This window comes from Pseudomonas sp. 05T35 (genome assembly GCF_056396605.1).
The window spans coordinates 1-17,379 of record NZ_JBFTLU010000097.1 but is presented as its reverse complement, the minus strand read 5'-3'; the positions used below and the strand labels follow the sequence as shown (position 1 = coordinate 17,379).

Here is a 17,379-nt window from a genome sequence, read left to right as displayed (position 1 = left end):
CATCATGTTCAGGCGTTTTTCGTTGATCAGCAGGGTCTGGTGTTTTTGCCAGTCGGCCCAGGCCTTGGCCGAGACGTGGTCAAAAATGTCCTGACCTTTGGCGCCCGGGAACGGAGCGCGCTCCAGGCCTGGTAATTGTTCTTTGTACTTGCGGCACATGATGGTGCGGGTCATGACGACTCTCCTGCGTTCAATACATCGGCCGCGCGCTTCAGCAGTTTTTTCACCGGAGCGGCAAGGCCCAGGCGCGGCGGGGTGGCGAGGTTATACCAGAGCCAGTCGGCCTCGGCCACGTGATGGCCGGCCTCCTGGACCTGGACCAGCCAGGGTTCGATAGCCAGTTGGAAATGGCTGAAGGTGTGCACCAGGCTCGGCAGTTCAACGTGCTTGCCCAGTTCCAGCGAGTGTTGCAGTGCCAGATGTTCCAGATCACCGAGATCGTCGAGTTCCGGCAGGCTCCACAAACCGCCCCACAAGCCCGTGGAAGGGCGGCGGTAAAGCAGAATGGCGCCGTCGCGGTTGGCGAGCATCGGCATCAGCGTGCGCTTCTGTGGCACCGTTTTGCGCGGTTTGGGAATCGGGTAGCGGGTCTCCAGGCCGAGCATGTGCGCTTCGCAGCCCTTTTCCAGTGGACACAGCAGGCAACTTGGCTTGCTGCGGGTGCAGAGCGTCGCGCCCAGGTCCATCATCGCCTGGGTGTAGGCGTTGACTCGATCATAAGGTGTAAAGCGCTCAGCGTTGGCCCACAGCTGTTTGGCAACCTTTGGTTCGCCGGGGTAGCCCTCTTGCGCGGTAAAGCGCGCAAGCACCCGTTTGACGTTGCCGTCGAGAATCGGCGCGCGCAGGCCCATGCTCAGGCTGGCGATGGCGCCCGCAGTGGACAGGCCGATGCCCGGCAAGTCAGTGAGTTTTTCGACATCCCGGGGAAACTCGCCGCCGTACTCGGCAACGACGATCTTCGCGGTTTTTTGCAGGTTGCGGGCGCGGGTGTAGTAACCCAGTCCGGTCCACAGGTGCAGCACTTCATCTTCCGGCGCGGCGGCCAGGGCTTCGACCGTTGGCAACGACGCCATGAACCGGTCGAAGTAGTTCAGCACGGTGCTGACTTGAGTTTGCTGCAGCATGATTTCGGAGACCCACACCCGATACGGGGTGATGCCCTGTTGCCAGGGCAGGTCGTGACGGCCATGGCGGTCGTACCAGTCCAGCACCGCGGTTGAGAACTGCTCGGCTTTCATCGCTTGAACAACCCCTTGAGGGCGTTTTTCAGTTCTGGACTGACTTTGTCGCCGAGTTTCTCATCGATTTTTTCGCCGAGCTTGTCGCCCGCCAACTTGCCCGCGACCTGGCCGAGGCGCTCGTTGTCCAGGCGGCAGGCCTTGGCACCGAGCTCCAGTGGTCCTCGGCAGCGCAATGGCCACTCGATGCCAGCGTAACGCTCGTTGACCTGGCAGGCCGGGTCCGGCATGTCACTCTTGTCGCCTTCGACGATGATGCCGATGCGGTAATCCATGCCCAGCACACGCAGGTCGACGTCACCGTTGCCGTTGACGGTCATGCCCGGGATGCGGACTTTCAGGTCCGGATTGCTGGCCACGCCATTGCGTAACGTCAGGTTGCCCTTGAGTTCCTGAAAGGGGGTGTCCTTGCCATGCGGTTCGCCACTGAGGGTTTTGTGGTTCAGGGTGGCGATGCCTTTGCACAGCTGTTGCTCAAGGTTGGCGTTGAGCAGCACGCCGTTATTGAGCACAAAACTGGCGGTGCCGTTGAGGCTGTCGATCAGTGCTTTCTGGCTGTTGCCGCTGGCGGTCAGGTTGCTGTTGAGCGTGACCAGGCCTTTGACTGGCGGTTTTTTCCCTTGGCTTTCGAGAATGTTCTCCACCGGGACTTTGCTGATCTGCGTTTGCATGCTCAGCAACGGCACGGGTTGGCGTACATCCAGCGTGCCCTTGGCGGCGAAGTTGCCGTTGTAGAGATCGCCGCGCAGGTTTTCCAGGGTCAGCAGGCCGCCCTGGCCATTGGCTTTCAGCGCGGCATTCTGGATCGACAGCTTGTCGAGGGTCAGTTGGCCGAAGGTCAGGTCTGCATCCAGATCAAGCTTGCTCAGGCGTTCCGACGGAATCAGTTTGTCGCTGCTCCAGGCGTCTTTGGTGGGGGCGTTCGGCAGTGGTGTGCTGCCAGCGCCGGCCAGTGCGTTGGTCTCGGTGCTGCTGACTTCCGACTGACGAGCCACTGCTGCGCTGTTGGCTTCGGCGGATTTTGGCGGCAGGTAGCGATCAGCGTTGAAGGTGTCGCCCTTGAGTTGCACGCGCAGTGATTGCTTGGCGAAATCCTCGACAGCGATACGCCCGCTGAAGCTGCTGTCGTCGACTTTCAGGTTGAGATCGTCCAGCACCACGCTGCTCGGGGTACCCGCCAGACGGCTGACCAGTTCGACTTTGCTCAGGCTGCCCTCGGCCATGGCCGGGAGTTTCTGGCCAATGCTGTCGACAAATTTTGCCAGGTCGAATTGCGCAATCGACACACCGCCGCTGATTTGCGGGGTTTTGTCCAGGTTGTTGACTTTCAGTTCGCCGAGCGCGCGCAACTGGTTGGCAGAGATCTTGATGCCGGTCCATTCGGCGACGTTCGCTGCTTTATCCAACAGCAGTTGGCCTTGAGCGGCATAGGTCACGATCTTGCCTTGCAGCGGTTCGCCGGAGATTTCGCCTGCCAGTTTCATATCGTCGAACTGGTAACGCTGGAGGGCACGCTCGAAACGCAGCTCGCCGCTGAGTTCGGTGCGCACCCGCACGTCCGGCTGGTTGCTGGCCAGGAATGCTGTCAGCTTGACCTGAATGTTGGTCGCGTCATGCACCGGGCCGGTGCTCAGCTGGATGCTTTCGGCGCTGAATTGCTTACCGGTTTGCTCGTCGTTGTATTCAACCCGCGCGTTGTTCACGGTCAGGCTGTCGATGTCGAGACGAATCGGTTGGGCCGGTTTTTCCGCAGTGGCGGGTATTTCGGCGACCGGCTCGCTGGTGCTGCCTGTAACCGACGCATCAACCTTGGCGGCGACAGGCGGAACCTTGCCGATGTCTTCCCAGTTACCGTGGCCATTCTTGTCACGGTTGAGGCGCAGGTTCAGGCCCTCGACGCGGACATCGCTCATCTGCACTTCGCGGCGCAGCAACGGCAGCACCCGTACGGACAGACCAAGCATTTGCAGGTCGGCAAACGGCTGRGTCGGGTTGGCCAGGGTCGCGACGCCGGCTTCGTGCAGTTCAAGGCCGAGCCAGGGGAACAGGCTCCAGCCGATATCGCCATTGAGCGTCAGCTCGATGTGGGCCTTGTCGCGGGCAATTTGGCGGATCTCGTCTTTGTAGTCGTTGGGATCGAAGAAGTGGGTCAGGGCAAAGCCCAGCGCCACAATGATCAGCAACAACCCGAGAAGTACCAAACCCAGGATTTTGCCGAACGCTTTCATGGGCGAGTCCTTGTAATGAGTCAATGTCGAATTTAGCCAGGGAGTATAGCGCCCCGAAACCGACGACTGGTCAGTGATCACTCTAGAGCTGGTCCAGCGGCAATTTGAGCTTGGCGGCCAGTGCCTGGGCTTCGAGGTGCCCGGCCGGGGCCTGCAAGTGCAATTTGGCCCCCGCGAGCTCGGCCATTTTTTGCGCTTCGCTAACCAGGCGTTCAGCCACGCCACGGCGACGGGTGATTTTTCGCACGCACAAATGGGATAGCTGCCAGATGTCCTGCTGCCGGTGCAGACGCGCCGCACCAAGCAGTCGGTCATTGAAGCGTCCGGCGATCAGCGAGCCGTCGCGCAGGCTGTGTTCAATCAGTTGCGCCTGATCGTTGAACGGAGCCAGCAGCCAGTGCGGTGCGTCGTGGTAGATCTTCTGCAGATCCTGCTGATCCTGATAGCTGGGTTCGTTCAGCGATTCGACAACGATGGGCATAGGGTTTCCTGTGAAAAGGTTGTCCGGGCATTACCCGTCAATGGGTGAAACGGTTTTTTAGCGTGTGATCGGAACAGATGTCACATAAAAGGTGATATCAGTTTGGTTTTTCTGTCACGGGCAAATGGTAATCTTTGTCCGTTCGTCRGTCCTTCTGCGACCGGTCGTCGCGCCCGAACGGAGCTCTACTCGATAAAACGGTCATGCCTGCGTGCAACAAGGCCGAGAGTGAAGAGTGTCTGGCGAACCATACTAATAATTGGGGGAAACACAAATGAGCACGAGTACCGAGGCGGGGATTATTCCCGCCCAGTCAGCGTTCCTGTCCAAGGAGCGGATCATCGCCAGGCCCGGTTTCAACCGTTGGCTGGTTCCACCGGCCGCGCTGGCCATCCACCTGTGCATCGGCATGGCCTACGGTTTTTCGGTGTTCTGGCTGCCGCTGTCCAAAGCCCTCGGCGTGACTGCGCCGGTGGCTTGCGCACCCGACATGAGCTTCATCGCACAGATTTTTTCGTCCCAGTGTGATTGGCCGATCTCGATGCTCGGCTGGATCTACACCCTGTTCTTCATCTTCCTCGGCTGCTCGGCAGCGATCTGGGGTGGCTGGCTGGAGCATGCCGGGCCACGCAAGGCCGGTGTTGTTTCGGCATTGTGCTGGTGCGGCGGTCTGCTGATTTCCGCGTTGGGGGTGTATACCCACCAGATCTGGCTGATGTGGATCGGCTCCGGCGTCATCGGCGGGATTGGCCTGGGGCTGGGCTACATCTCGCCGGTCTCGACGTTGATCAAGTGGTTCCCGGACAAGCGCGGCATGGCGACCGGCATGGCGATCATGGGCTTCGGTGGCGGTGCGATGGTCGGTGCTCCGCTGGCGGCTGCGCTGATGGGCCATTTCGCTTCGCCGGCTGGCGTCGGCGTGTGGCAGAGCTTCCTGGTGATGGCTGCGATCTACTTTGTGTTCATGATCGGCGGTGCGCTGTCGTACCGCGTTCCGCCGACCGGCTGGAAGCCTGAGGGCTGGACCGCACCGGCGAAAAAAGCCGCGAACGCGATGATCACTCACCGTCACGTGCACGTTAACGTTGCGTGGAAAACCCCGCAGTTCCGTCTGGTGTGGCTGGTGCTGTGCCTGAACGTGTCGGCGGGTATCGGTATCCTCGGCATGGCTTCGCCGCTGTTGCAGGAAGTATTCGCCGGTAAATTGCTCGGTAACGACCTGACCTTCGGTCAGCTGGACGCTTCGCAATTGGCGTCGATCGCTGCAATCGCTGCCGGTTTCACCGGTTTGCTGAGTCTGTTCAACATCGGTGGACGGTTCTTCTGGGCGTCGTTCTCCGATTACCTGGGGCGTAAAAATACCTACTTCGTGTTCTTCGCCCTGGGTTTTGCCCTGTATGCGTTGATCCCGAACCTCGGCCATCTGGGCAACATCGCGCTGTTTGTGGCGGCGTTCTGCATCATTCTGTCGATGTACGGCGGTGGTTTTGCGACGGTTCCGGCGTACCTGGCAGATCTGTTCGGTACGCAAATGGTCGGTGCGATCCACGGTCGTCTGCTGACTGCCTGGGCCGCTGCCGGCGTGCTCGGCCCGGTGTTGGTGAACTACCTGCGTGAGTACCAGTTGAGCATCGGCGTCGAACGCGCGGCTGCGTATGACATTACCCTGTACATCCTCGCGGGCCTGCTGGTGCTGGGTTTCCTCTGCAACCTGCTGGTGCGCCCGGTGGCGGATAAATACTTCATGACCGATGCCGAGCTGGCCGCCGAACAGGCGCTGGGTCACGACAAGGGCGCGAACAGCACGACCGTGCTGGAGTGGAAAGCCTCCTCGGGTAGCGTGCCATTGGCGTCAACATCTCTGTTGATTGTCAGGCCGCTATCGCGAGCAGGCTCGCTCCCACATTGGATCTGCGTATACACAGATTCTGGGTTTGCTGGCTTGTACTGACATGTATAGCCCCGGCGGCATTGGGTTCAGCCCGTCAGGGATATCACCTCGCGTGTTTCTGTTTGGCGTCCGCGCCCCTATAATGGTTGCCTTTTTCGCCCAATGATTTTGCGGAGCTGGTGATGGCCGAACGTAAGGCGTCAGTCGAGCGCGACACTCTGGAAACCCAGATCAAAGCCTCGATCAACCTGGATGGCACCGGAAAGGCCCGATTTGATATCGGTGTTCCCTTCCTTGAGCACATGCTGGACCAGATCGCCCGTCACGGGCTGATCGACCTGGATATCGAGTGCAAGGGTGACCTGCATATCGACGACCACCACACGGTGGAAGACGTCGGTATCACGCTGGGTCAGGCTTTCACCAAAGCCATCGGCGACAAAAAAGGCATCCGTCGTTACGGCCACGCCTATGTGCCGCTCGATGAAGCGCTGTCGCGCGTGGTGATCGATTTCTCCGGCCGTCCTGGCCTGCAGATGCACGTGCCATATACCCGCGCGACTGTCGGCGGCTTCGATGTCGACCTGTTCCAGGAATTTTTCCAGGGCTTCGTCAACCACGCCAACGTCAGCTTGCACATCGACAATCTGCGTGGGCACAACACCCACCACCAGATCGAAACCGTGTTCAAGGCTTTCGGTCGCGCATTGCGCATGGCCGTCGAGCTGGATGAGCGCATGGCCGGGCAAATGCCTTCGACCAAGGGCGTGCTGTAATGCAGACGGTCGCGGTTATCGATTACGGCATGGGCAACCTGCACTCGGTGGCCAAGGCCCTCGAGCACGTCGGTGCCGGCAAGGTGCTGATCACCAGCGACGCTAGCGTGATTCGCGAAGCCGACCGGGTGGTGTTCCCCGGTGTGGGCGCGATTCGCGATTGCATGGCGGAGATCCGTCGCCTGGGCTTCGACTCGCTGGTGCGTGAAGTCAGCCAGGACCGTCCGTTCCTCGGCATTTGCGTGGGCATGCAAGCCTTGCTCGAGCACAGTGAAGAAAACGACGGCGTCGACTGCATCGGCCTGTTTCCCGGCCAGGTGAAGTTCTTCGGCAAAGGTCTGCATGAAGACGGCGAACACCTGAAAGTCCCGCACATGGGCTGGAACGAAGTGAAGCAGACGGTGAGTCATCCGCTGTGGCACAACATCCCGGACCTGGCGCGTTTCTACTTCGTGCACAGCTACTACATCGCCGCCGGCAATCCGCGGCAGGTTGTGGGTAGTGGTCACTACGGTGTCGATTTCGCCGCGGCGCTGGCCGAAGGTTCGCGTTTCGCTGTGCAGTTCCACCCGGAGAAGAGCCATACCCATGGCCTGCAATTGCTGCAGAACTTCGCTGCGTGGGACGGTCGTTGGTAATGGCTATCAAGAAAAAGCCGCCGATCCTCACGCTCACACCCGAGCAAGAGAACGAGGCCAACAGCAAGATCAAGCGTTTCATGGAAGACCGCTTCGAACTTGACCTTGGCTCGTTCGAGGCGGCTGAAATTCTTGAGCTGTTTACCCGCGAAATTGCTCCGCACTATTACAACAGGGCGATTTTCGATGTGCTGGCGCACCTCAAAGAGAGGTTCGAAAGCATCGAAAGCGACTTGTGGGCGCTCGAGAAGAATTAGGGCAGCGGCAAGCTTCAAGCTGCAAGCTGCAAGAAGTACACACGCGTGCGCGCTTGCAGCTTATGGCTTGCAGCTTGCAGCTCTTTTGACGAAGGAAAAAGCATGCTGATTATTCCCGCTATCGATCTTAAAGACGGTGCCTGCGTACGTCTGCGCCAGGGCCGCATGGAAGATTCCACAGTGTTCTCCGATGACCCGGTGAGCATGGCTGCCAAGTGGGTAGAGGGCGGTTGCCGTCGTCTGCATCTGGTCGACCTGAACGGCGCCTTTGAAGGCCAGCCAGTCAACGGCGAAGTGGTCACCGCGATCGCCAAGCGCTACCCGAACCTGCCGATTCAGATCGGCGGTGGTATCCGCTCGCTGGAAACCATTGAACACTACGTGAAAGCGGGCGTGAGCTACGTGATCATCGGCACCAAAGCCGTGAAAGATCCGGCCTTCGTCGCCGAAGCCTGCCGCGCCTTCCCGGGCAAAGTTATCGTTGGTCTGGATGCGAAGGACGGTTTTGTCGCCACCGACGGTTGGGCTGAAATCAGCACTGTGCAGGTCATCGACCTGGCGAAGCAGTTTGAAGCCRACGGCGTGTCTGCGATCGTTTATACCGATATCGCCAAAGACGGCATGATGCAGGGCTGCAACGTGTCGTACACCGCAGCACTGGCCGCCGCCACGCGGATTCCGGTGATTGCGTCCGGCGGTATTCACAACCTGGGTGACATCAAGTCGCTGCTCGACGCCAAGGCGCCGGGGATCATCGGCGCCATCACCGGCCGGGCGATTTACGAAGGCACCCTCGACGTCGCTGAAGCGCAAGCTTTCTRCGATTCGTACAAAGGCTGAGGACTTACCATGGCGCTGGCCAAACGCATCATTCCTTGCCTGGACGTGGATAACGGCCGGGTCGTCAAAGGTGTGAAGTTCGAGAACATCCGTGACGCCGGCGATCCGGTGGAAATCGCCCGTCGCTACGACGAGCAGGGTGCCGACGAGATTACCTTTCTCGACATCACCGCCAGCGTCGATGGCCGCGATACCACGTTGCATACCGTCGAGCGCATGGCCAGCCAGGTGTTCATCCCGCTGACCGTCGGCGGTGGCGTGCGCACCGTGCAAGACATCCGCAACCTGCTCAATGCCGGCGCCGACAAGGTCTCGATCAACACTGCAGCGGTGTTCAATCCAGATTTCGTTGGCGAAGCGGCGCAGCATTTCGGCTCGCAATGCATCGTTGTCGCCATCGACGCCAAGAAAGTTTCACTGCCGGGCGAAACCCCGCGCTGGGAGATCTTCACCCACGGCGGTCGCAAACCTACCGGGCTGGATGCGGTGGAGTGGGCGAAGAAGATGGAAGGTCTGGGTGCTGGCGAAATCCTGCTGACCAGCATGGACCAGGACGGCATGAAAAACGGCTTCGACCTGGGCGTCACGCGTGCCATCAGCGATGCACTGGGGATTCCGGTGATCGCCTCCGGCGGCGTCGGCAATTTGCAGCATCTGGCTGACGGTATTCTCGAAGGTCATGCCAGCGCAGTGTTGGCAGCGAGTATTTTCCACTTCGGCGAATACACCGTGCCGGAAGCCAAGGCTTATATGGCGCAACGCGGTATCTGCGTCCGATAAAGGCCAGTGGACAGCATGGCGGGCTCAGGGCAAGCTTGGGCACGCCATGGATTCCGGTAAACCGTCATGCTCAAACGTCTTCTCCTGGTACTCGCCAGCGCCTCGTTATTACTGGCTGGCGCTGCACGTGCTGCAGAAAAAACCGGTACCGATCTGGTGCTGCTGACGGAAAACTTCCCGCCTTACAACATGGCGAAGAACGGCAAGAACTTCGCTCAGGAAGACAACATCAATGGCATCGCCGTGGACGTCGTCCGCGAGATGTTCAACCGCGCTGAAATCACTTACAGCCTGACCCTGCGTTTTCCTTGGGAGCGAATCTACAAACTCGCCCTGGAGAACCCCGGGTATGGCGTGTTCGTCATGGCGCGACTGCCGGACCGCGAGAAACTCTTCAAATGGGTCGGCCCGATTGGTCCGGACGACTGGATCATGCTGGCCAAGGCTGACAGCAAGATCACCCTCGAGTCGCTGGCGCAGGCGCGCAAGTACAAGATCGGTGCCTACAAGGGTGATGCGATCGCCGAAACGTTGGCCAAGCAGGGTCTGAAACCGATCGTGGTGCTGCGCGATCAGGACAACGCGAAGAAGCTGGTCAATGGCCAGATCGACCTTTGGGCGACGGGAGATCCTGCTGGCCGTTACCTGGCTCGGCAGGACGGTGTGACAGGCCTCAAGACCGTGCTGCGTTTCAACAGCGCCCAACTTTATCTGGCGCTGAACAAAGACGTGTCCGACGAAATCGTCGCCAGGCTTCAGGCCGCGCTGGATCAGTTGCGCAAAGAAGGCGTGGTGGACGACATCATGGCGCGGTATCTCTGATAGCGTTCAGTGCATTTCCAGCAACTGATGTGCGCTCAACAAGGTAGACCGCCCACGTGAATGCATTGCGTAACAATGCAGTGGTGATGGGTTGTTCTGCGCTATCGACTCCAATGATACATAGCACATGGACACCGGTTTGAGGCCCTATGGTCCGATTGATATAGGGCGTGGCGGAGTCAAAGGCTGCACTGTAATGACTGGGTATACGACAGTCTTTTGCATTGCGTGCAGTTTTGTATCGATAGAAGGGTGAGCTGATAGAGAACCTGTAGTTCCAGGTTGGCAAAATATTGCCCTGGCCAGTGCGCCGTTCCATGTAGACGTGGCTTCGGATGTTCCAGGGCTCCTCGATTGCGATGTCCACGGGTTGCAACTGGCAGTTTGTCGAGTTGCCGTCGAACACACCATTGATAAAACAGTAGTGCAGAAAGTTGGCGGCGTAGCTGTAGTTGTAGGTGCTCGCCTCGCAGGAGTCGCTGTAACTGCACTCTGATCGGTCTGTTCCGTCGGCAGCCAATGCGTACTTGCTGACGATGCTGGTGATATCACTGTTGCTACGATCCAGCATCGGACTTCCGGAGCTGCCGCCGCGGATTGCGTCGCATCGATTTCTGAATGCCTGGGGAAATACACCCGGATGCCCGATAAAGCTACCGGCCGATTGTTCCGAGCAAGCGCTCATGCGCAGGCCTTGTTCGGTGAACCCTGGTGGAGCTCCAATATTCAGCACGTCGCGACTCTCGTCGCTCTGGTGGGCGGCAAGTTTGAGTGGTTTGACACCTGAATTGATGAGGCTCGCCAGTGAGCGCTCAACCTTGATTACTGCGAGATCGGTGCCGACAGTGCTGCTCCAAAGAGCGGTGCGTACCGGGTAGGTGGTCTGCCGCTCAGGTTCGTCATAAAAGTAGTTGAAGGTGATGTTCGCGACGATGGGCACGTTGGTGCGTGCGGTACCGTATTCGTAGAGCACGCAATGACCGCTGGTGATCAGATACGCAGGCCCTACGGCTTTGCCTTCGCTGTTTCGGGTGTCGAGCAGGGAGGCGGTGCATGAAGCGCCGGAACTGAAGGTCAGGCGTCCGATACCGCTCCAGAGTGCGTAGCGCTTATCGCTGTTTTGCAGTGCCTTTGAGGCTGACTCGTTGGCGGCACCCTCTCCCAGGTCCCGCGCTTGCAGGCAGGTGCTGGTGATCAGCAGGCAGTAAAGGACTAGATGATTGATGTATTTCATGGCCATTCCTTGGGGATGAAATTCGGGGCGAGCTTTATCCTGGCACGTGCCTGAGTACCTGAAGGCATAGATAGTTATTGCATCGCAGAAGGCCTGAGTCCGAGGCTCGGTGGTGCGTTTCAGCGGTTGCGGTAGTTCCCATCGGTGCCATGGGCCGCCGTCGCGCGATTGCTGCGCACGCTGATCATCAACTTGATATCGATCCAGTCGATGCCCTGGGCCTTGAGCTTGGGCAGTTCGCGCTCAAGCACCGCCAGGGTTTGTGGATAAGGGTGGCCGATCATCACCGCAGAGCCTTGCTTATGAGCCAGGCTGATGGCGGTCTGTAGCTGAGTGAAGATTGCGCCCTCGGTGCGCTCGTCATCGAGAAACACATCGCGCGAAACACTCGCCAAACCGATCTTCTGCGCCTCGGCGGCGGCGACTGTCTGGGCGCTGGTACGGCTGTCGACAAAGAACTTGTGCCGACGTTGCAGCTCGGCCATCAGCCAGATCATGGCCGGTTGCTGGGCGGTCATGCGGCTGCCCATGTGGTTGTTGATGCCGCTGGTATAGGGCACGGCGTTGAATGCCGCGTTCAGGCGTTTTTCCAGCTCTTCGATGGGGAGTTCGGGATGCCAGGCGAACGGGCCGGTGGCCGGGTCCATGGGCATATGCAAAATGACTATCTTGCCGGCGCGGTGGGCCTCGCGGGCAAATTCGGCAGCGTGGGGAGTGTCGGGCATGATTGCCGTGGTCACCGGTCCGGGCAGCGCCAGCACGCGGCGGTCGCGCGGCAGGTTTTGCCCCAGGTCATCGATGATCAGGCTCAGGTAGGCCTTGTGTGGCGCCGCCGTCTCGACAGGCGCCGCATGAGCAGCACCCGCCAGACAACACAGCAGACTGAGGATGACCCGCAAGCGCATCTCAGTGGCCGCGAGTGATGCTCAGGCCTTTGAGCAGGCTCAGGGCCTGGGCCAATTGGTAATCGTCGTCCTGTGGCATCGGTTTGGCTTTGCCGCTGGACTTGGTCGGTTTGTCGGCGCCGCCGTTGCCATTGCCCAGGTGACCTTGCAGATCGGCTTCCTTGAAGTACTCGCCGTCCTGCTCGTTGGTGATCTTGGCCTTGCGCACTTCGATGTCCGGAACGATGCCTTGGGCCTGGATCGAACGCCCGTTCGGTGTGAAGTACAACGCGGTGGTGATCTTCAACGCACGGTCGTTGTTCAGTGGCAGCACGGTCTGCACCGAACCTTTACCGAAACTGGTGGTGCCCATGACCACTGCGCGTTTTTGATCCTGCAAGGCGCCGGCGACAATTTCCGAAGCCGAGGCGCTACCGCCGTTGATCAGCACGACCATGGGCACCGCTTCGCTTTCGTCCTTGCCGGTGGCAGAGAAGCGCAGTTCGGAGTTGGCGATGCGACCCTTGGTGTAAACGATCAGGCCTTTGGTGATGAAGTGGTCGACCACTTCCACCGCTGCTTGCAGCACGCCGCCGGGGTTGTTGCGCAGATCAAGCACGATGCCGCTGAGCTTCTTGCCATTGTCCTTGCGCAACTTGGCCAGGGCCTTGGAGACCTCTTCGCCGGTCTTGACCTGGAACTGGGTGATGCGGATGTAGGCGTAGCCCGAATCCAGCAACTGGCTCTTCACGCTCTTGACCTGAATGGTCGCGCGGGTCAGCGTCACGTCGAACGGTGCACCACCGTCGCGCACCAGAGTCAGAGTGATCTTCTCGCCGATCTTGCCGCGCATCTTGTCCACGGCTTCGGTCATGCTCTGGCCGCGGGTTGGCTGGCCGTTGATCTTGACGATGAAGTCACCGGCCTGGATGCCGGCCTTGGAGGCTGGCGTGTCATCGATCGGCGAAACGACTTTGATGAAGCCGTCTTCGGCGCCGACTTCGATACCCAGGCCGCCGAATTCGCCGCTGGTGCTTTCCTGCAGCTCGGCAAAGTCTTCCGGGCCGAGGTAGGCGGAGTGCGGGTCGAGGTTGCTGAGCATGCCCTTGATGGCATTTTCCAGCAGGGTCTTGTCGTCAACCGGTTCGACATAGGCAGCCTTGATCCGATCCATGACCTCGGCAAAGGTGCGCAGCTCTTCCAACGGCAATGGCGCCTTGGTGGTCGCGGCAGTGCCCGCAGGCGCAACCGCCGGGGCCGGTTGAGCGGCAAACGCCAACGGCGCACCGATCACCAGAGCGATCGTCAGGGCCAGCGAATTGAGGCGGGACAAATGCAGCATGTCGAACGAACTCCTAATGTAGGTGACTCAACGCCTATCCTTGCGCGCGGCACCATTGTGCTGGATCACTCGGGTGACCCTGCTGACGAATAGCGAAATACAGAGCAGGTGTGTCCTGGCCACCACTGTTACCGACAGTGGAGATGGATTCACCGGCCTTGACCACGTCACCGGCCGCTTTAAGCAGCGTCTGGTTGTGGCCGTACAAACTCAAAAAACCATTGCCGTGGTCGAGGATCACCAGCAAACCGGCGCCGCGCAACCAGTCGGCAAACACCACGCGGCCGCCGTGTACGGCATGCACCTGGCTGCCTGCAGAGGCGCTGATCATCACGCCGTCCCACTTGGTTCGGGCATCGTCACCACGGGTTTCACCGAAACGCGCAAGCAATCGACCATCGACAGGCCACGGAAGTTTTCCGCGGGCTGAAGCAAAGGGTCCGCCGAAGGACTCGCCTGCACTTGAAACCAGTGCGCCGGGTGTCGGCTTGGCGGGTTTGCGTGGGGCATCAGTAGGGGCTTCAGCCCGGGCCTGAGCCTCACGTAAACGCTTTTTTTCGGCTTCCTGCTGGGCGATCAGCGCTTTTTGTCGCGCTTCTTCTGCCTCACGGGCCTGGCGGGCCAGGGTTTCCTCGATGGTTTTGAGTACTTTAGACAGATCGGCCTGATCCTGCTCGCGGGCTTGCAGCTTCTGGTCGCGGGCTTTCACGTCATCGTTAAGCTTGGCCAGGACTTGCTGACGCTCCTTGCGGACTTTGTCGAGTTCGTCGCGCTGGCTGTCGAGGCTGCTTTTCTGCACCAGCAACTGGGCTTGTTGCAGGGAGATGTCCTGCTCGACGTTGGCCAGCTGGCGCAGGGTTTCGTTGAAGTTCTTTAACTGCTCCAGGCGCGCCTGGCTCAGGTAGTCGTAATAGGTGAGGGTGCGGGCGAATTTTTCCGGGTTCTGCTGGTTGAGCAGCAGCTTCAGGTACTCCTGGCGGCCGTTCTGATAGGCCGCGCGGGCCTGAATGGCGATCAGTCGTTGCTGTTCAATGCGCGCGCTCTGGAGTTTTTTTTTCTCACCATCGAGTCGCTGTATCTCGGATTCGCTTTTCTTCAGCTCTTTTTGCAGGGCATCGACCTGCTTCTCGAGCTTGCCCATCTCGGTCTCGGTGCCTTTGAGCTCCTTTTGCACGCCGGACTTTTCTTCCTGCAACTTGCCCAGCAGCTTTTTCAGCTCGGCAATATCCTGACGCGTGGCGTCCAACTGTTGCTGGGTTTGCGCGCGCTCATCGGCAAACGCCGGATGGAGCAAGCAGGTCAGGGCAAGGGCAATCAGGGCGCGGAGCATAGAGGCGGGCGACACCAGGGGAAAAAAGACAGCCTAGTATGCCCGGCCAAGACTGTAAAAAAAACGTCCAATTCGGGCTGTGTGATAACTGGAGCAGGTTGGGGGGTGAAAACAATGAAAAACCAGTGTGGGAGCGAGCAAGCCCGCTCCCACAGTTGATTTGTGGTGTGTCAGGGGGGATTTAAGCAATCCCCCCTTGTTTGATTACACCAGGATCGACGTACCCGTCATCTCCTCAGGTTTCGCAAGGCCCAGTAGTTTGAGCATGGTCGGTGCCACGTCTGCCAGTACGCCGCCTTCGCGAACCTTGAGGTTGCGTTTGCCGACGTAGATGAACGGTACTGGTTCAGTGGTGTGAGCGGTGTGCGCCTGGCCGGTGGATTCGTCGGACATTTGCTCGACGTTGCCGTGGTCGGCGGTGATCAGTGCTTCGCCGCCGACTTTTTCCAGGGCATCGACGATGCGGCCAACGCACAGGTCCAGGCACTCGACGGCTTTCACCGCAGCATCGAACACGCCGCTGTGGCCGACCATGTCGCCGTTGGCGTAGTTGACCACGATCACGTCGTAGCGCTGGTTTTCGATCGCGTCGACGATCTTGTCGGTGACTTCCGGTGCGCTCATTTCTGGCTGCAAGTCATAGGTGGCGACTTTCGGCGACGGGATCAGGATGCGCTCTTCGCCCGGGAACGGTTCTTCGCGACCACCGGAGAAAAAGAAGGTCACGTGAGCGTATTTTTCGGTTTCGGCGATGCGCAGCTGGGTTTTGCCGTTTTTCGCCAAATAGTCGCCCAGCACGTTTTCCAGGCTGCCTGGCGCAAAGGCTGCCGGTGCAGGAATGCTGGCGGCGTATTGGGTCAGCATGACGAAACCGGCCAGTTTCGGCTGGCGCGCGCGCTCGAAATCCTTGAAATCGTCTTCGACGAATACCCGGGTCAGCTCACGGGCGCGGTCGGCGCGGAAGTTCATGAACACCACGGCGTCGCCGTCTTCGACCTTGACCGGTTCACCGATGGTGGTGGCTTTGACGAATTCGTCGCTCTCGCCACGTTCGTAGGCCGCCTGCAGGCCTTGCTGGGCGGTGGGGGCGTTGAATTCGCCGTTACCGTCAACGATCAGGTTGTAGGCTTGGGACACGCGATCCCAGCGGTTGTCGCGGTCCATGGCGAAGTAACGGCCAATGATGCTGGCGATCCGGCCTTTGCCCAGCGTCTTGAACGCTTCATCCAGCAGCTCGATCGACGACTGTGCGCTTTTTGGCGGCGTGTCGCGGCCGTCGAGGAAGGCGTGCAGGTAGATCTTCTCGGCGCCGCGCTTGAAGGCCAGTTCGGCCATGGCGATCAGGTGATCCTGGTGGCTATGCACGCCGCCTTCGGACAACAGGCCCATGAAGTGCACGGCTTTGCCGGCAGCAACGGCTTTATCCACCGCGGCGCAGATGGTCGGGTTTTCGAAGAACTCGCCATCGCGGATCGCTTTGGTCACGCGGGTGAAGTCCTGATACACCACACGGCCTGCGCCGAGGTTCATGTGGCCGACTTCGGAGTTGCCCATTTGCCCGTCCGGCAGGCCGACGTCCATGCCCGAGCCCGAGATCAGGCCGTTCGGTACGGTGGCGTACAAACGGTCGAGGACCGGCTTTTTGGCCGCGAACACGGCGTTGGATTCCTGGCTTTCACTGTGACCGAAGCCGTCGAGAATAATCAGGACCAAAGGTTTAGGCGTGGTAGTCATGGATTCCACTCTGGCTTAAGTTAAAGGTGCGATGGAAAAAGGGAGTGGCAGTTTAAAGCGAAGTTCAGACCGCGTCACCGCCGGACGGGGTTTGGCCCACCATAGTGGCTGTGTATACTGGCCGACATTTTAACGCCCTGGAACCTCCTTGATGGTTGCTCACCTGATTGAATTTGCCACTAACCACTATCTGCTCGTCGGTATCTTCGTCGTACTGCTGGCGTTGTTGATCGCCCGCGAGATGAGCCGTGGCGGCCGCAGCCTCAGCACCGCCGAGCTGACTGCGCTGGTCAACAAGGACCAGGGCGTCGTTGTCGACATCCGTCCAAGCAAGGATTTCGCCGCCGGTCACATTGTTGGCGCGCTGAACATTCCGCAGGACAAACTGACCGCTCGCGTTGGCGAACTGGAAAAGCACAAGGCCAAGACCATCATTCTGGTCGATGCCCTGGGCCAGCACTCCGGTACTCACGCTCGCGAGTTGTTGAAGTCCGGTTTTATCGCAGCCAAGCTGTCCGGCGGGATCTCCAGCTGGAAAGCCGACAATCTGCCGCTGGTGAAGTGATATGAAAAATGTCGTCGTCTATTCCAGCGATTACTGCCCCTACTGCTCGCGAGCCAAGTACCTGCTCGAGAACAAGGGCGTAGCCTTCGAAGAGATCAAGGTCGATGGCAAGCCGCAGGTGCGTGCCGAGATGGCCCAGAAAGCCGGACGTACGTCCGTGCCGCAGATCTGGATCGGCAGCACCCACGTTGGTGGTTGTGATGATTTGTTTGCCCTGGACCGCGCCGGCAAGCTCGACGCGCTGCTCACGGCGATCTGGATCGGCAGCACCCACGTTGGTGGTTGTGATGATTTGTTTGCCCTGGACCGCGCCGGCAAGCTCGACGCGCTGCTCACGGC

The 17,379-nt window shown here is 59.6% G+C and carries 17 protein-coding genes and 1 pseudogene; 9 read left to right on the top strand and 9 right to left on the bottom strand.

What is annotated here, in order from left to right; genetic code table 11:
* From AC1DH9_RS10340 to AC1DH9_RS10325, 4 genes are all read right to left on the bottom strand, one after another.
* Nucleotides 1–174, bottom strand: a 174-nt coding sequence (locus AC1DH9_RS10340; RefSeq protein ID WP_477808129.1) for an oxidative damage protection protein, incomplete at its 3' end; no start/stop codon positions are given.
* Nucleotides 171–1,238: an A/G-specific adenine glycosylase gene (gene mutY / locus AC1DH9_RS10335; protein WP_103319677.1), complete on the bottom strand. Its 1,068-nt coding sequence runs from the start codon at nt 1,236–1,238 to the stop codon at nt 171–173. The genes mutY and AC1DH9_RS10340, both read right to left, overlap by 4 nt.
* A complete protein-coding gene (locus AC1DH9_RS10330) occupies nt 1,235–3,466 on the bottom strand; it encodes an AsmA family protein (protein WP_427544694.1) in 2,232 nt (743 codons plus the stop codon). Before AC1DH9_RS10330 ends, mutY begins: the two co-directional genes overlap by 4 nt.
* An 82-nt stretch (nt 3,467–3,548) precedes the next feature.
* Nucleotides 3,549–3,947 (bottom strand): acetyl-CoA sensor PanZ family protein, encoded by a 399-nt coding sequence (locus AC1DH9_RS10325; protein WP_427544696.1) that lies wholly within the window; start codon nt 3,945–3,947, stop codon nt 3,549–3,551.
* Between the two features lie 274 nt (nt 3,948–4,221).
* Between AC1DH9_RS10325 and AC1DH9_RS10320 the strand changes: the two genes are divergently transcribed.
* The 7 genes from AC1DH9_RS10320 (at nt 4,222) to AC1DH9_RS10290 (ending at nt 9,951) form a co-directional block, all read left to right on the top strand.
* Entirely contained in the window at nt 4,222–5,898 is a 1,677-nt protein-coding gene (locus tag AC1DH9_RS10320; protein ID WP_477808128.1) for an OFA family MFS transporter, read from the top strand.
* A 122-nt stretch (nt 5,899–6,020) separates the two neighbouring features.
* Nucleotides 6,021–6,614 carry an imidazoleglycerol-phosphate dehydratase HisB gene (hisB, locus tag AC1DH9_RS10315; RefSeq protein ID WP_071552374.1) on the top strand — a complete coding sequence of 198 codons (594 nt, stop codon included), beginning with the start codon at nt 6,021–6,023 and terminating at the stop codon, nt 6,612–6,614.
* Entirely contained in the window at nt 6,614–7,252 is a 639-nt protein-coding gene (hisH, locus tag AC1DH9_RS10310; protein WP_427544700.1) for an imidazole glycerol phosphate synthase subunit HisH, read from the top strand. The genes hisB and hisH overlap by 1 nt, the downstream gene beginning before the upstream one ends.
* Complete coding sequence (locus AC1DH9_RS10305) at nt 7,252–7,509, top strand: DUF2164 domain-containing protein (RefSeq protein ID WP_427544702.1); 258 nt, start codon at nt 7,252–7,254, stop codon at nt 7,507–7,509. Before hisH ends, AC1DH9_RS10305 begins: the two co-directional genes overlap by 1 nt.
* Before the next feature lie 102 nt (nt 7,510–7,611).
* Nucleotides 7,612–8,349, top strand: coding sequence for a 1-(5-phosphoribosyl)-5-[(5-phosphoribosylamino)methylideneamino]imidazole-4-carboxamide isomerase (gene hisA, locus AC1DH9_RS10300; RefSeq protein WP_477808127.1), 738 nt, complete (start codon nt 7,612–7,614; stop codon nt 8,347–8,349).
* A gap of 9 nt (nt 8,350–8,358) precedes the next feature.
* On the top strand, nt 8,359–9,129 hold the full coding sequence (gene hisF / locus AC1DH9_RS10295) for an imidazole glycerol phosphate synthase subunit HisF (protein WP_427544704.1): 771 nt from the start codon (nt 8,359–8,361) through the stop codon (nt 9,127–9,129).
* A 66-nt stretch (nt 9,130–9,195) separates the two neighbouring features.
* Nucleotides 9,196–9,951: a substrate-binding periplasmic protein gene (locus AC1DH9_RS10290; protein WP_427544706.1), complete on the top strand. Its 756-nt coding sequence runs from the start codon at nt 9,196–9,198 to the stop codon at nt 9,949–9,951.
* Here the strand turns inward: AC1DH9_RS10290 and AC1DH9_RS10285 are convergent.
* From AC1DH9_RS10285 to gpmI, 5 genes are all read right to left on the bottom strand, one after another.
* Nucleotides 9,932–11,185: a trypsin-like serine peptidase gene (locus tag AC1DH9_RS10285; protein ID WP_427544708.1), complete on the bottom strand. Its 1,254-nt coding sequence runs from the start codon at nt 11,183–11,185 to the stop codon at nt 9,932–9,934. The genes AC1DH9_RS10290 and AC1DH9_RS10285 overlap by 20 nt on opposite strands.
* Nucleotides 11,186–11,304: 119 nt before the next feature.
* Nucleotides 11,305–12,090, bottom strand: a complete 786-nt coding sequence (locus tag AC1DH9_RS10280) for a divergent polysaccharide deacetylase family protein (protein WP_427544710.1) — start codon at nt 12,088–12,090, stop codon at nt 11,305–11,307.
* A 1-nt stretch (nt 12,091) separates the two neighbouring features.
* Nucleotides 12,092–13,411 (bottom strand): S41 family peptidase, encoded by a 1,320-nt coding sequence (locus AC1DH9_RS10275; protein ID WP_123582053.1) that lies wholly within the window; start codon nt 13,409–13,411, stop codon nt 12,092–12,094.
* Nucleotides 13,412–13,445: 34 nt separating this feature from the next.
* Nucleotides 13,446–14,741 (bottom strand): murein hydrolase activator EnvC family protein, encoded by a 1,296-nt coding sequence (locus tag AC1DH9_RS10270; protein ID WP_427544712.1) that lies wholly within the window; start codon nt 14,739–14,741, stop codon nt 13,446–13,448.
* A gap of 204 nt (nt 14,742–14,945) precedes the next feature.
* Nucleotides 14,946–16,475: a 2,3-bisphosphoglycerate-independent phosphoglycerate mutase gene (gpmI, locus tag AC1DH9_RS10265; protein WP_427544714.1), complete on the bottom strand. Its 1,530-nt coding sequence runs from the start codon at nt 16,473–16,475 to the stop codon at nt 14,946–14,948.
* A gap of 151 nt (nt 16,476–16,626) precedes the next feature.
* On the opposite strand from gpmI, the gene AC1DH9_RS10260 reads away from it, so the two are divergent.
* Nucleotides 16,627–17,040, top strand: coding sequence for a rhodanese-like domain-containing protein (locus AC1DH9_RS10260; RefSeq protein ID WP_427544716.1), 414 nt, complete (start codon nt 16,627–16,629; stop codon nt 17,038–17,040).
* 1 nt (nt 17,041) lies between these two features.
* Nucleotides 17,042–17,293, top strand: a pseudogene (gene grxC / locus AC1DH9_RS10255) (glutaredoxin 3); the annotation flags it as partial.
* Nucleotides 17,294–17,379 lie beyond the last annotated feature (86 nt).

Bases quoted from the DNA above. Each gene is read 5' to 3' on its own strand.
- mutY (WP_103319677.1), bottom strand. From the start codon at position 1,238: ATGAAAGCCGAGCAGTTCTCAACCGCGGTGCTGGACTGGTACGACCGC.
- AC1DH9_RS10325 (WP_427544696.1), bottom strand. From the start codon at position 3,947: ATGCCCATCGTTGTCGAATCGCTGAACGAACCCAGCTATCAGGATCAG.
- AC1DH9_RS10320 (WP_477808128.1), top strand. From the start codon at position 4,222: ATGAGCACGAGTACCGAGGCGGGGATTATTCCCGCCCAGTCAGCGTTC.
- hisB (WP_071552374.1), top strand. From the start codon at position 6,021: ATGGCCGAACGTAAGGCGTCAGTCGAGCGCGACACTCTGGAAACCCAG.
- hisH (WP_427544700.1), top strand. From the start codon at position 6,614: ATGCAGACGGTCGCGGTTATCGATTACGGCATGGGCAACCTGCACTCG.
- AC1DH9_RS10305 (WP_427544702.1), top strand. From the start codon at position 7,252: ATGGCTATCAAGAAAAAGCCGCCGATCCTCACGCTCACACCCGAGCAA.
- hisF (WP_427544704.1), top strand. From the start codon at position 8,359: ATGGCGCTGGCCAAACGCATCATTCCTTGCCTGGACGTGGATAACGGC.
- AC1DH9_RS10290 (WP_427544706.1), top strand. From the start codon at position 9,196: ATGCTCAAACGTCTTCTCCTGGTACTCGCCAGCGCCTCGTTATTACTG.
- AC1DH9_RS10285 (WP_427544708.1), bottom strand. From the start codon at position 11,185: ATGAAATACATCAATCATCTAGTCCTTTACTGCCTGCTGATCACCAGC.
- AC1DH9_RS10280 (WP_427544710.1), bottom strand. From the start codon at position 12,090: ATGCGCTTGCGGGTCATCCTCAGTCTGCTGTGTTGTCTGGCGGGTGCT.
- AC1DH9_RS10275 (WP_123582053.1), bottom strand. From the start codon at position 13,411: ATGCTGCATTTGTCCCGCCTCAATTCGCTGGCCCTGACGATCGCTCTG.
- AC1DH9_RS10270 (WP_427544712.1), bottom strand. From the start codon at position 14,741: ATGCTCCGCGCCCTGATTGCCCTTGCCCTGACCTGCTTGCTCCATCCG.
- gpmI (WP_427544714.1), bottom strand. From the start codon at position 16,475: ATGACTACCACGCCTAAACCTTTGGTCCTGATTATTCTCGACGGCTTC.
- AC1DH9_RS10260 (WP_427544716.1), top strand. From the start codon at position 16,627: ATGGTTGCTCACCTGATTGAATTTGCCACTAACCACTATCTGCTCGTC.